Source organism: Acinetobacter sp. TGL-Y2 (assembly GCF_001612555.1).
In the GTDB taxonomy this organism is placed as follows: domain Bacteria; phylum Pseudomonadota; class Gammaproteobacteria; order Pseudomonadales; family Moraxellaceae; genus Acinetobacter.
The window spans coordinates 2,899,121-2,912,929 of sequence record NZ_CP015110.1; the positions used below are offsets into that span (position 1 = coordinate 2,899,121).

The 13,809-nt window shown below is 40.8% G+C and carries 9 protein-coding genes, 3 tRNA genes and 2 pseudogenes; 5 read left to right on the forward strand and 9 right to left on the reverse strand.

Annotated elements, in window-relative coordinates:
• Window positions 1–102: 102 nt before the first annotated feature.
• The 3 genes from AMD27_RS13875 to AMD27_RS13885 form a co-directional block, all read right to left on the reverse strand.
• Window positions 103–179 (reverse strand) — tRNA-Arg (locus AMD27_RS13875).
• A gap of 46 nt (window positions 180–225) precedes the next feature.
• Window positions 226–302, reverse strand: a tRNA-Arg gene (locus AMD27_RS13880).
• A gap of 16 nt (window positions 303–318) precedes the next feature.
• Window positions 319–410, reverse strand: a tRNA-Ser gene (locus AMD27_RS13885).
• 263 nt (window positions 411–673) lie between these two features.
• On the opposite strand from AMD27_RS13885, the gene rnr reads away from it, so the two are divergent.
• The 4 genes from rnr (at window position 674) to AMD27_RS13905 (ending at window position 6,126) form a co-directional block, all read left to right on the forward strand.
• Window positions 674–3,121 carry a ribonuclease R gene (rnr, locus tag AMD27_RS13890; RefSeq protein ID WP_212846470.1) on the forward strand — a complete coding sequence of 816 codons (2,448 nt, stop codon included), beginning with the start codon at window positions 674–676 and terminating at the stop codon, window positions 3,119–3,121.
• Window positions 3,122–3,359: 238 nt separating this feature from the next.
• Complete coding sequence (locus tag AMD27_RS13895; RefSeq protein ID WP_171254863.1) at window positions 3,360–5,414, forward strand: M3 family metallopeptidase; 2,055 nt, start codon at window positions 3,360–3,362, stop codon at window positions 5,412–5,414.
• A gap of 38 nt (window positions 5,415–5,452) precedes the next feature.
• Complete coding sequence (locus AMD27_RS13900; protein ID WP_171254864.1) at window positions 5,453–5,662, forward strand: YheV family putative zinc ribbon protein; 210 nt, start codon at window positions 5,453–5,455, stop codon at window positions 5,660–5,662.
• Between the two features lie 14 nt (window positions 5,663–5,676).
• Window positions 5,677–6,126 (forward strand): hypothetical protein, encoded by a 450-nt coding sequence (locus AMD27_RS13905; protein ID WP_067661587.1) that lies wholly within the window; start codon window positions 5,677–5,679, stop codon window positions 6,124–6,126.
• Between the two features lie 252 nt (window positions 6,127–6,378).
• On the opposite strand, the pseudogene AMD27_RS19415 reads toward AMD27_RS13905, so the two are convergent.
• From AMD27_RS19415 to AMD27_RS13930, 6 genes and pseudogenes are all read right to left on the reverse strand, one after another.
• Window positions 6,379–6,930: pseudogene (locus tag AMD27_RS19415) on the reverse strand (TRAP transporter large permease subunit); the annotation flags it as partial.
• A 93-nt stretch (window positions 6,931–7,023) separates the two neighbouring features.
• Window positions 7,024–8,622: pseudogene (locus AMD27_RS13910) on the reverse strand (hypothetical protein); the annotation flags it as partial.
• A 382-nt stretch (window positions 8,623–9,004) separates the two neighbouring features.
• Entirely contained in the window at window positions 9,005–9,592 is a 588-nt protein-coding gene (gene rrtA / locus AMD27_RS13915; protein ID WP_067661591.1) for a rhombosortase, read from the reverse strand.
• Window positions 9,593–9,719: 127 nt separating this feature from the next.
• Entirely contained in the window at window positions 9,720–10,808 is a 1,089-nt protein-coding gene (locus AMD27_RS13920; RefSeq protein WP_067661593.1) for a hypothetical protein, read from the reverse strand.
• 954 nt (window positions 10,809–11,762) lie between these two features.
• Window positions 11,763–12,032, reverse strand: a complete 270-nt coding sequence (locus AMD27_RS13925; RefSeq protein WP_150115784.1) for a hypothetical protein — start codon at window positions 12,030–12,032, stop codon at window positions 11,763–11,765.
• Window positions 12,033–12,138: 106 nt separating this feature from the next.
• A complete protein-coding gene (locus tag AMD27_RS13930) occupies window positions 12,139–12,399 on the reverse strand; it encodes a succinate dehydrogenase assembly factor 2 (protein WP_067661598.1) in 261 nt (86 codons plus the stop codon).
• Between the two features lie 208 nt (window positions 12,400–12,607).
• Here AMD27_RS13930 and AMD27_RS13935 point away from each other — a divergent pair, with 208 nt between their 5' ends.
• Window positions 12,608–13,780, forward strand: coding sequence for an acyl-CoA dehydrogenase family protein (locus AMD27_RS13935; protein ID WP_067663044.1), 1,173 nt, complete (start codon window positions 12,608–12,610; stop codon window positions 13,778–13,780).
• Window positions 13,781–13,809: the final 29 nt, after the last annotated feature.

Consider the following 13,809-nt stretch of genomic DNA (forward strand, 5'->3'; position numbering starts at 1 on the left):
TTATGCAATGGTCATCACTTTAAAATAAACACTAAATCTAAAACACAAAAAAACCGCAACATGTGCGGTTTAATTTAATTTTACATCTCGCGATGTTCAAGTTGGTGCGCTCAGAGAGATTCGAACTCCCGACCCCTTAGTTCGTAGCCAAGTGCTCTATCCAGCTGAGCTATGAGCGCGTACTTGAGTGTCTTTCGACTGTCGTTACATCACGATTAATTTGATTGGTGCGCTCAGAGAGATTCGAACTCCCGACCCCTTAGTTCGTAGCCAAGTGCTCTATCCAGCTGAGCTATGAGCGCATTTCAAATTATTCGTTGGCGGTGAGGGAGGGATTCGAACCCTCGGTGGGCTTTAAGACCCACGCTCCCTTAGCAGGGGAGTACCTTCAGCCACTCGGCCACCTCACCGTAACGAGTCGCCATAATACAAACTTCGCCCCTACTGTTCAAGTCAGAATTGGAAAAAAACTGGCAAATTTGATCAATCATCTATTTTTTATACGATTTCCGGCTTTTTTAAGTTTTTTCAGTTCAAAAAAATGACTTCTAAGGCATCGTTATGCGCTGGCATCGGTTAAAATCTTGGCTTAAACACATTATTGCAATCATTTACGTGCAGTCTGGCGCTGCATGACTTATGCTAATCCTATCTTCTACATGAAGCCAAAGACATTATGAAAAATTGGGTCGATCCTGAAGCTAAAGCGGAAGCTGAACGTTACGATAATCCTATTCCGAGTCGTATTCTCATTACAGAAACGATTGAGAATAAAAAACAGCCACTATCTCATGCTGATCTAGTGGAACATTTTGAAATTACCGATCAAAAAAGTATTGAAGCCTTAAGCCATCGCTTAAGCGCAATGGTACGTGATGGTCAGCTCATGAAAGATGGTTACAAATTCCAGCTCATGACAGATCAACCCGTACATGATGCAACAATCTATATCAACAATAAAGGTCTAGGTGTTGCCAGTCTCGATGGCAAAAAAGAAGAAATGTTGTTGCCTGAACGCGAATTACGCCAAGTGTTTCACGGTGACCGCGTTAAAGTGCAACAAACCTCAATTGACCGCAAAGGTAAAGCTTGGGGTTTTGTTACTCAAGTGACCCAGCGCCGTATCAAGCAAATCATTGGTAAATTGGCTGAATATGAAGGTGAATACTTTATTCAACCTGCAAATCCCAATGCACATCAACCGATTACTTTAGAAAAAGAACTGATTGAGCATGCCAAAGTCAAAGTAGGTGACTCAATCCGTGTTGAAATTGATGACTTCCCTACCCGTGAAGAATTCGCAACAGGTCATATCATTCAGTCGATGGCAGACAAAGCCAACACGGAAATCATCATTCCTCAAACCATTTTAGAATATGGTTTACCGTTTGAGTTTCCAGATGACGTGATTAAGGATGCTGAAAGCTTTAAAGAACCGAATGAAAAAGACCGCGAAGGTCGTATCGATTTACGTGATTTAGCACTGGTCACCATTGACGGCGAAGATGCCCGCGATTTTGATGATGCTGTCTATGCAGAAAAACGTTCTGGCGGTGGTTACCGTGTGGTCGTTGCAATTGCTGACGTGAGTCATTATGTCCGGGTTGATAAACCGCTAGATGAAGAAGCCAAAGAACGTGGTACCTCAGTTTATTTCCCGCATTTTGTACTGCCAATGCTGCCTGAAGCACTGTCTAACGGATTATGTTCACTCAATCCGCATGTTGACCGTTTATGCATGGTCTGCGATTTGAATTTATCCCGTTCAGGCAAAGTGACCAGCTATCAATTCTACCCGTCTGTAATGCATTCAAAAGCCCGTTTGACCTATACTCAAGTGGCTGAATATCTTGATGGTGACAGCAATGCGATTCCAGAAGATCGTGCGGTTCGTAAGTCTGTAAATACCTTATTCCAACTGTATCAAGTGCTGAAAGGCTTACGTGCTGAACGTCATGCCATGGAATTTGAAACCGTTGAAACCTATATGACGTTTGATGACTTGGGCGGCATTAAAGAAATTCTGCCGCGTAGTCGTAACGAAGCACATAAGCTCATTGAAGAATGTATGTTACTTGCCAACGTGGCCGCTGCTGAATATGCATTGAAAAATGAAATTCCGATGCTGTACCGTGTGCATGAGCCACCTGAGTTTTCACGTATTCTAAAAGTCCGTGATTATGTCAAGTTATTGGGCTTACCATTCCCCGAGCAACCAACGCAAAAAGATTACCAAGCGGTGATTGAAGCAACCAAAGATCGTATTGATGCGCCAAGCATCCATGCTGTTTTATTGCGTTCCATGATGCAAGCGTATTATGGTCCGAACAACGCAGGTCACTTTGGTTTGGCATATGATGCGTATACGCATTTCACCTCCCCTATTCGTCGTTATCCTGACTTGTTGTTGCACCGTGCCATTAAAGCACATTTACAACAAAAGCCATCTCCACTGTCTGGCGGTGCTTTAGAAGAGGCTGGCACACATTTCTCTGCCACAGAACGCCGTGCAGATGAAGCCTCACGCTCAGTCACTACCTGGCTGAAATGTCACTATATGCAGCAGCATATTGGTGAGGAGTTTGTCGGTATTGTAAGTGCCACTGCTGAATTTGGTTTGTTTGTCACCCTCAAAGACTTGTATGTCGATGGTATGGTGCATGTCAGCCAACTTGGCGATGACTTTTTCGTATTTGACCAAGCCAGCCAAAGCTTAGTCGGTCAAAATCGTGGACAAAGCTTTAGTTTAGGCGATCAAGTTCGAATCAAGGTAGCTGGAGTCAATCTAGACGACCGTAAGATCGATTTCGAATTGGTTCAGCAACTATCACATGCTGGACGTGCAATTCGTAGCCGTGCGCCCCGTGTCGCTCAGCCGCGACCAATCACCAAAGAAGAAGTCTTTAACAAGCTTTTTGATGAACGCCCCAAAGCTGTTGAAACTGAAACGGGTGAACGTCCTGTTCGCAAAAAGAAACCGAAAGTAAAGTCGACTGAGCTTTCAAAAAAAACTGAGAAAAAGTCTGTGGTGAAATCTGCTGAGCAAAAAGCCAAAGACAAAGCCAAGAAAAAAGCAAAGGCGAAGAAAAAAAAAGCCAATGCAAAGGCGAAAATCGATTAAGGTTTTAGAGTCGTAAGTAGTTAAAAGAGCGCTTCGGCGCTCTTTTTTATGTATGTGCTCAAGGCTTAGTTTTAAAACATATTAATAGTCTCTACGTTCAAATCAAAAGGTTCAATTAGATACTCAGCCAAGAAACAATCCAATCAATAATGGATTTGATAAAAACATGTCTTAAAAACTCAAATAAGCTTGATTTCGTCAGCCAATACCCCTACATCTAGTATTAATACACAATACGATTTGGCATATATCCATGACTTTAGAAAAGGCAACCTTGCCCGTTCCACAATTTGATCAAGTCACTTTAGATCAACTCAAATCAGACATTCAAAAAGCCATTGAAAATGGTCAAACCTTTATTGCTGAATTACAACACGTGCCAGACAGCATTCAACAGCAACTTCAAGTTTTAGAACAGATTGATACCCTAGAAAACCAAATGAGTGAATCTTGGGGCGTGTTATCACATTTAAATGCTGTGATGAACAATCTTGAGACACGTGAAGTTTACCAAGCACTGTTACCGAGTTTAAGCGAGTATTATACCCAGCTCGGTCAGCACACGGCGCTGTATCAAACTTATCAACATGTGCATGATGCTACCCTTTTTTCTACGCTTCCAGCAGAGCAGCAAAGTGCGATTAAACTGGCACTGCGTGATTTCAAACTTTCAGGGGTGGCGTTAGAAGGTGATGCGAAAAAACGCTATGCAGAGATTTCGGCACGTTTGTCACAGCTCCGTTCTGACTTTTCAAACCATGTGTTAGATGCCACACAAGCTTACTTTAAACCTTTAAATGAAGGTCAACTCAAAGGTTTACCAAACAGCAGTATTGAGCTGTTAAAACAATATGGTCAGCAACGCGAACTTGACCAAGCTGTTGCCACTTTAGATATGCCATCTTATATCGCGATCATGACCTATGCGGAAGATCGTGCATTACGTGAAGAACTCTATAAAACCTATACCACTCGTGCCTCAGATCAATCAGCGCAACCTGAGTTTGACAATACGCCTGTGATGGAAGAAATTCTGAGCTTACGTCAAGAAATGTCACAGCTTTTGGGCTTCGATAATTTCTCTGCTTATTCACTGGCGAGTAAAATGGCGCCGAATGTTGCTGCAGTAAATCAATTTTTGGTCGATTTAGCAGAACATGCACGGACACCTGCTACACAAGAAATTGAACAACTCAAAACTATGGCGGCAGACCACGGCATTTCTGAGCTGAAACCTTGGGATACGACGTATTATTCGGAAAAATTAAAAGTTCAACAGTTCAATTTATCTCAAGAGGCTCTCAAACCTTACTTCCCGACGCCTAAAGTGATTCAAGGTTTATTCAGTATCGTGAAGCGTATTTATGGCATTGAAGTGATTGAACGTGAAGCACCGCTTTGGCATAAAGATGCGCATTATTATGAGTTAGAAGACCAAGGTATTGTGATCGGTGGTTTTTACTTTGACTTGTATGCACGTAGCGGAAAACGGGGTGGCGCATGGATGAGTGGTTTCCGCTCTCGTATGCAAACCAATGACGGTCTACAAAAACCGATTTGCTATATGGTGGGTAATTTCACACCACCTGTGGGTGATCAGCTGGCATTACTTACTCATGATGAAGTCGTGACACTCTTTCATGAGTTTGGTCATGGCTTACACCATATGTTAACTGAGGTCGATAACATCTCGGTTGCAGGTACACACGGCGTTGCATGGGATGCTGTGGAACTGCCAAGTCAATTTATGGAGTTCTGGGCTTGGGATCATGAAAGCTTGGCGTTAATTAGTGAACATATCGAAACAAAACAGTCACTTCCTGAAGATCTACTCCAAGCATTACTCGATGCCCGCTTCTTCCAATCAGGCATGCAAACCTTAAGACAAATTGAATTTGCCTTGTTTGACCTTAATATTCATGAACAAAATCCAGCGCTCAATGCAGATCAAATTCAACACATGCTGAATGATATTCGCAAACAATATGCTGTTGTTCCGACCACGTCCTACAACCGTTTCCAAAACAGTTTTAGTCATATCTTCGCGGGCGGTTATGCCGCTGGATATTATTCCTATAAATGGGCAGAAGTTTTGGCCAGTGATGCATTTGATCGCTTTGAAAATGAAGGTATTTTTAATGCAGAGACTGGAAAAGAGTTTCGTCAATTTATTCTAGCAGTTGGCGGAAAAGATACAGCACTTGATGCATTTATCAATTTCCGTGGTCGCGAGCCAAAAATAGATGCATTGTTACGTCATCAAGGTTGGACGAACACCAATAAAAGCGCTTAAACTAACGCCATTAATTGATTTAGAGTGAGTTTATGACCATGAAGCGTCGTTTCATTGCAGGTGCAAAATGTCCTAAATGTGAAACTATGGATCGAATCGTCATGCTCACCTCTGGTGATGCCGAATGGATTGAATGCATCGAGTGCAGTTATTCTGAAAACCGTCCGACGCATGTCGAAGAGCCTACAGAACCTGCTGTACCTGATGAGGTTGGGGTCATTCAATTCAAACCGCGTCAGCCTAAATAATTTAGGAAAATCGTATGGTGTTGGATCACAGCAATAATTCAAAACTGATGTGGATCATTGTTGCAGGCTTGGTCATTATTGTGACTTTGGCTGTGGTATTTCTATGGATGAGTTCCAAAGATCATTCTAGAGAGACAGCAAGTATTGAAACGTCCGAACCAGTAAGTGGTACAGTGTCTTCGACTTTACCAAACGTTGCACTTGAATCAGCTTCGGAAGCTACAATAGCGCTGGATACGCTAACTGATGCCAATGCTTTAGTGTCTGACAACCTCTTAAAAGATGAAATTCCTCACAATGCGACTTTCGCTAAAGAGGAAATTGTCAAACTGAATGATTTACAGCAACAACTACAAGCACAACATGAAATACTCGAAGCTCAGCAGTCTGATGCGGATCAGTTGATTGCGCTGAAAGAAGAACAGATCAAACTCTTAGAAGAGCAGCTTAGCGTTCGAAATTAATTTTCTTCAAAGTTTGATTATTTATTTGTTCAAATAAATGAATCATCAAAGCCAACTTCTCTGAGTTGGCTTTTTTGGTCGTGTAGATCTGTGCCACTTTTAAAGCTATTTAGCATCAGTGTATAGATAGACAGATATGCTTACGTTTTCCATTTAGCATCACACTCAAACCCGGTCAATACTACAAAAATTTAGAACCATAAAAAAACACCCGAAGGTGTTCTTTTATGGTTCATTACTGTCTAATACCCACTAGTGATACCAACCGAAGAGTTTAAACACATAAGGCAAGTAAGCGATGATCAGCATAGCTGGGAACATCACAATCAGCGGTAGAATCCAGCGTTCATAGCGATAATAGAAAGACATATGTTTGACTTCAGCATCTGCTGCTGCCACTTCTTCATCACCAATCGACTGTCTGGCCAGTAAGTGGTTCAGCGCGACTGGTGGCGACACATAGCCAAGCTCAAATCCAATCAGGGCAATCATCCAGAAATGCACTGGGTCGATACCATAGCCATAGGCCACAGGTGCAACGGTTGCAGAAATTAAGATGACGGCGCCAAATGGATCCATGATCATTCCCACAAAGATCATCACCACGACAATCAAGCTAATCACGATATAGATGTTACTAATATCGGTTGGGAACATCTCCATCAGCTCAATACGTTCAAGGAACCCCCCGACACTGACGGACAATGCCATCAGAATCACTAAAGCACCGATATGACCGACTGTTTCACTGGCAGATACATGTATGGATTTCCAAAAACTCACTTTGCGTTCAGGATTTTCAGGACTGTCTTGCGCTATTATCTGCGCCGGCGTCACATGTGCTCGTGCAGCTTCTTTTTCCAGTATGCTCTGCTCTACAGCACCATGATTTTTAGGGTTTAACTGGGTATCCCAATGCCCGACAGCAGCCAAAGGTGCAGGCTCATGACGTAACTTTTCATAGAGCACCATGATTAATAGAATAATCGGCATCATGACGGGTGCAGTAAATTCGTTTAAATTGGTATTCAGCGCATACTTATAAAACAGCCATACGATTAAGAATACGATCACATAAGGAACCACCGCCAATAATGCTCGCCACGAATTTGGAATTGCTTCAGCAGGTGATGCGATGCGGAACTTTTGCTCAGCAAAGAATAAAGACACCACCAAGAATAAGGTCGATGTGATTAAAAATACATACAAACCATATTCATAGAGTAAATCCGTTGTTACTTCTTTATTTAGTGATGCAACCACGACAATCAACAAGCATGGGCGTAATACCACACCCAATGAACCTGACATTGCGGCAGTCGCTAAAGCAAACTGACGGCGACCACCAGCATTCCAGACTTCCTTATAAATAATTGCACCGGCTGCAATCACGAAGATACCTGAAGCCCCAGTATATGCTGTCGGTAAAGCCGCAGCCAAAAGAATCAACCACGTCAGCGTTTCAGGTGCTAAATTCCAAGGTCTTAAAATATTCAGGAATTTGTCAACAATTAAGGTCTGCTTCATCAACATACCGGCCCAAATAAACAAGGCAAGATTCAAGAAGATGGAAGAAAACTCGACCAATTGCCCCAAGTAAATCCCCTGTCCCATTGGATAATCCATCAGGAAAGTAAAATTAAAACCCGTGATAATTGCCATATAGGCATATAGAGGTACAGCCAATAATGCCAGACCAATTTTTCCTTCTGCTTTGGCTTCCTTAGGGATAACAAATAATTGATACAAGCTGATCAAGGTCAAGATTGAAAATAAGATCATCCATAGCCAATAAATAATGTTCATCTCATGGGTTGGTGGAACACCTGAGTTTAAAACTGAACGATATTGACTGATGGCGGAACTGGTCAGAAAACCATTTGCCACAATCATAAAGATGGAATAAACCCGATAATCCAATCGACTGCTTGGACCACGCAGACCAATATGATGAATCTTTAAGGTCGCGGTAATCGCGGCCAAAACCACCATAATAATCAGCAGTACGGCTTTATTGTCTGAACCGAACTGGAAAATACCAAAAAACGTGGTTTCTACAGCACGATAAGGACGAATACTTGGATGTTCATCCAAATACTTCATCGACTTATCATAAAAGGCGAATTTTTCTTCGCACAATTGCTGTCCCGCCAACACAGATTTACGAACATCCTCCTCAGAAGTGGTACCGAAAATATCAGCAAACTCATCATTGGCATTCGACTGCATTTGATTTTGTACCAATACATCGATGTTTGGATTGCGGTCACAGGTCGGTTTTTGAGGTTCTGCACGCAAAAATGAATATTGCATACCCGTTTTTGGATCGCCATACAAGTTTTCACCCAAGCGCAACATCTGCCCATGGATCATTTCACCTGTGCCAATGATCAATGTCAGAAGCAGGAGGAGTAAAATCGTAAATGCGGAAATCCACTCAGTCCATATATAACTCAGCAGACCTAATCCAGATCGTTTTTGTGTTGGCTTTTGCATTGTTATTCCATTGTCTTATTTTCGCTATACATCAACGGGATAGCTCAGTATTTATGTTGAATTCCAGCAAAATCCTTTGCTTAATTCTATTATTTGTTCGACGCAATTCAATGTGCCGTATTTTTTTTTAAATGAAAATGACTGATTTTTGGTTTTTTTTGAAAATTATGCCAATTCAACTACTTTCAATTCAAGTTTGAAGATAATGCAAGTACACGTTTTTTGAAAGTTTATTTTGATGGCTTTAATTTTTTTTAAAATTTAAATGATATACACACTGTGATTTGCCAAAATGCAGAGGCAACAACATATCATTTATTGAGTTTTAATTTGAGTTACAGCAGATTTACTTTTAAGCGGACAAAGATAGGAAAAAGAGGATTTAGACTTTGAACAACGACTTTTGTTTAAGAAAACGATAACAAAGATAGCTTAGCGCCAATATTGCCCCCCAGATTGAACCTAATAAGTGCGCTTCAACCAATACTGGGCTACCAATTAACTGGCTAGTTTCAAGTGAACCAAATACATTTTCCCAAGCAATTTTGGCGCATGCCAATGCAATCACCAGTAAAGCGAATTTACGTTCTTTATTGAACTGTACAAAATAGATCGATACAGCAATATACAGTCCATGCAGTATTCCAGAAAGTCCTGCGTATGCTTCAACATTTGGATAAAAATAATAAAAACTTAAGCTGACTAAAGGCGGTAGCAATAAAAGCAGTGCGACCAAATATCGGTTTTGAGCATGCGAAAAGATGAATGGAAGACAGGCAAATGCAATCATATTGAGTAAATAGTGAATCCAGCCCACATGCACCCAGTGGGCCGTCCATCCTCGCCAAAATTCTTCAAAGAAACTCGAACGCCAGTAAATAAATAGTTCTTGAAAAACTTGTAGGCTCGCAGAAAGACTCATACAAATAGCAATGAAGAGTATTTTTTTCACCACAGTCTGATCTTTCATTCAAGCCTCCTTGTTGAGGTAAAAAAGAGCCAGTTAATACTCATTTTTTACCTACTAATAATCTATCATTGGCTTGTATGTTTATTCTTATTCAATCATTCTACTCATAAATGATGTCAGAAAAAGCTTACTTATCCGCCTCTTCAGTGACAGCCTCTTCTTCTGCAGGCGCTTCAGCTGCGGGTAGATCTTGAAACAAATCATCATCGCCCGTCGCACCTTGCTCATCCCAGAACTGGCTCATCCCATCATCTGCGGCGCGAACACCGGTATTTTCAGTCCAATAACGATCAGCTATACCTTGAATCATTTGTCCCGCCATACCATCAATTAAACGAAATTCAGGATTTACAGGTTTATCTTCTGCTCTAGATGCAGCATATGAGCGCAATGCATCCCTAATTTTTGCATCATCACCACTGGCTTGTGCAGCCACAGCATACAGCGCATGAGATAAGCGTACACCTTTTTGCTCACCAATTTGCATAGACTGTTTGAGGGTTTGGTATGGGTCTGGTTTCCCTTCATCTGCACCTGGTAACAACGTCCAAATTACAGCGCGAGTTGCATTTGGTGCACCCCAAAATTTGGTGTTGTCTAAACACGCCATGCCGCGTTCAACGATCGCAGCAATATCTTTAGGCACATTAACCTGCCCGCCAGAATTAATGTCATTGGTCATGGCTTGTAGACCACTGAGCATACCCAACATATAGACCGTTTGATCAAGGTCTTTACGCATGGTCGGACATGAATCTCCTAATGTATACTTATATTTGGCTTGCCAGCGTTCTGCAAAAAGCTGATAACCGGCATATTGTCGTTCAGATGCAATCGCTGCCCAGCGTTTTTGTTCAATGCGTGCATCTTGTGCTTCAGAGACTTGTCCTGCTTTCGAAGCTCTTAAATAACGAAGCTCAGCATTTAAGGCATTGTTTTCTGCACACATCCCAGCTGCCGAATACAGTAAAACTGCCATACGTGTGGGATCTGCACCCATATCCTTGGTGGCCATGATCGCAGGGGTCAGTGCCGTCCCTTGATTACACGCCATGTCTGTATCGCCCATTGCAAGAATAGGGGGTACGATATGCTTTTCACTAAAACCTATCGCCACGTTCGCTCCAGACTTTACAACATAGGAGCAACCCGATAAAACAGATGATGAAAGTGCTACAGTAAAAATAAATTGACCCATTTTTTGGACTTTAGACATGATTCCTGTCCTCTAATAATAATTGTGTGGCTTCCTTTTCGATTAAAATATCAGATGCGATATCTGAATAAAAGAGGACTTCCCTGTATTTCCATGTCTTGAGTCTGTCATTGATCGGATCATAAAAGATTGACCCAATTATCAAATTATCCAAATTTTAAGCAAAAAAAAGTAGCATTGCGACGGTTCGACACATGCTACTTATTAAAAGGTAAACTCTCAGGAGAGTTTATTTGGGGTGTTCTTTCTATGTTCAATTCGTTCCCTCAGCACGGTTCCTAGTCTCCCTATTATAATCGCCAGAATTGCGGCAACCACTAGAAACAACCACGTTTGAATTTCGCTCATTTGAAATTTCTCATTCGCTGTTGGTATATTTAATGTACGGGAATAAAATTTAAAAATGGATTTAATTGTCAGACAATCAAAAACTATTTTGCATTTTTTTTGATATTTTTTAAAAAACTATAAAAATTCAGTATTGACCACTACAGTCCTTATCAAAGCAAAACCACCTGCATATAAGTTTTATGAGTTATCGAAAATTAAACTGCCTTTCAAATGCTGAATTGAAACCCTTGATTAGCATGCCTCGGCAAATCTTTACTGAAATGATTACGATTTAAACAAAAGCGAAATCAGTAAAAAAGAAATCAGGCCATCGTCATGATTTAGCTCTAGAGGATCAATTGTTATGAACGCTTTATTACATAAAAAATACAGCACTCAATGTGATGTTAAAAAAAATGACCATAGCGTGATTAGAAAATTACGAAGTGAAATCGAACAATATCCATAAATTAAAGTATTCAAAATATTGAATGAGCGCTAGCTAAATAGACGCAAAATATTCGGTTTATGCATCAACTTAACTACTGCACTGGTTAAGCGAATAAATCTGCCATTGCAACTTAAGCAACAGATCTAATATCTCAACCATTTTTTATTGTGTTATTAATGTAAATGACAATGCGTTAATAATCTTTTCCATGAGATCACATCCAGTTGATCTTTCCAAATCAGCACTGATTTGTGCTTTTTATTCTGAAAATAAATCACCACATAAAAATGATGTTGAATCATTTTTTCCAAATGAACCCTTTGGGCCGTGCTTTGATTTTGAAATTTGAGTGACCATTCAGACTGATCTAGGTGCTGTAAATAGCGCAATCTTGCTGTGCGTTTAAACCAGAGCCACACCACTGACATACATATTACACTCAAGATACTGACCGCTAAATGTAATATGGAAAAAAGAACAACTGAAATTAATGTTAACACCGATAACTGAAACACAGTCGAAAGTCGACTGTGTTTCAAGCTATAGCACTCATTCACCATGAACATAGTTTTTTAGTTTATGGATGAAATCACGCAGTTCAGGGCGTGGTGGTTCAGATACTTCCATAAACCAATCCAATAAATCAGGATCTTCTTGCTCTACCAATTCTGCAAACATGGCTTTTTCATGTTCATCTGCTTGAAAATAATAGTGCTTCACATAGGGATCAAAATAGACATCAATTTCTTTTAAACCACGTCGCGCACGATAGATCACTTTGCGTTCTTCAAGTGTTAATTCATCGAACATTGTTATCCCCTAATCTTCAAAGCTTATATTCGACCTAGTTTAACCGAAGCACAGTCTGTTGTGTTTGAAATCCATTTATAGGCATCACAATTGGCGACTGACCAAACACATCATTTACAAGTCACAAATGAGCATTCATCGCATTGAAGCCCTAGCAAAGATCGCTTATTTTCAACCTATTCTAATAACGCAAATGGATCTGAACACCATGCAATCAGCAAATATTCGCCCTTTAGCCAATATGTTACCTCGTAAATTATTCAATGCTGAACATAATGCTTTTCGTGAAACCGTACAAAAATTTTATCAAAAGGAAGTCGTTCCCAATATTGAAAAATATGAAACACAACAACATGTTGATCGCGACTTATGGAACAAAGCTGGTGAAATGGGCTTACTCTGTACCACCATGCCTGAAGAATATGGAGGTTATGGGGTAGATCGACTCTACAGCATGATTTTGATTGAAGAACAAGCTTATGCGATGGACTCATCAACGGGCTTTTCATTGCATTCTGACATTGTGGCGAATTACTTAAACAATTTTGCCAATGAAGAGCAGAAAAAGTATTGGTTACCTAAAATGGCAAGTGGTGAAGTCGTGACTGCGATTGCGATGACTGAACCGGGTACTGGATCAGATCTACAGGCAGTAAGGACTTCAGCAGTGCTTGAGGGTGATGAATATGTGATTAATGGTTCTAAGATCTTTATCACCAATGGTTACTTATGTGACATGGTGATTGTGGTGTGCAAAACCGGTAACAGTGAAAAAGGCTCTGCCAATTTATCACTGTTTATTGTTGAAGCGAGCCGTGCTGGCTTTTCCAAAGGGAAACCGCTGAATAAAATTGGGATGAAAGGTCAAGATACCTGTGAACTCTTCTTTGATAATGTGCGCATTCCCAAAGAGAATTTAATCGGTATGGAAGGGATGGGTTTTATCATGCTGATGAAAGAATTGGCTTGGGAACGCATGTTGGTTGCCATTATTTGTCAAGCCGGCGCAGAAGCTGCATTTGCACATACCGTGCAATATACCAAAGACCGTAAAGCCTTCGGTAAAGCCATTAGTGGTTTTCAAAATACACGCTTTAAACTGGCAGAAATGCGTACCGAAATTGATTTCTGTAGAACCTACTTAGACCGATGTATGGAATTGCAACTCGAAGGGAATTTGGGTGTTGATGCTGCTGCCGCTGCTAAATATAAAATTTCTGAAATGTTCTCAAAAGTCGTTGATGAATGCTTACAGCTACATGGTGGCTATGGCTACATGCTCGAATATCCAATTGCACGTGCCTATATTGATAACCGCGCGAATCGTATTTATGCAGGCACCAATGAAATTATGAAAGAGTTGATTTCACGTTCACTCTAGCATTCATTAAATGGTCTAAAACTTGATTT

Bases quoted from the DNA above. Each gene is read 5' to 3' on its own strand.
- AMD27_RS13900 (WP_171254864.1), top strand. From the start codon at position 5,453: ATGAAGCGTCGTTTCATTGCAGGTGCAAAATGTCCTAAATGTGAAACT.
- AMD27_RS13905 (WP_067661587.1), top strand. From the start codon at position 5,677: ATGGTGTTGGATCACAGCAATAATTCAAAACTGATGTGGATCATTGTT.
- rrtA (WP_067661591.1), bottom strand. From the start codon at position 9,592: ATGAAAGATCAGACTGTGGTGAAAAAAATACTCTTCATTGCTATTTGT.
- AMD27_RS13920 (WP_067661593.1), bottom strand. From the start codon at position 10,808: ATGTCTAAAGTCCAAAAAATGGGTCAATTTATTTTTACTGTAGCACTT.
- AMD27_RS13930 (WP_067661598.1), bottom strand. From the start codon at position 12,399: ATGTTCGATGAATTAACACTTGAAGAACGCAAAGTGATCTATCGTGCG.
- AMD27_RS13935 (WP_067663044.1), top strand. From the start codon at position 12,608: ATGCAATCAGCAAATATTCGCCCTTTAGCCAATATGTTACCTCGTAAA.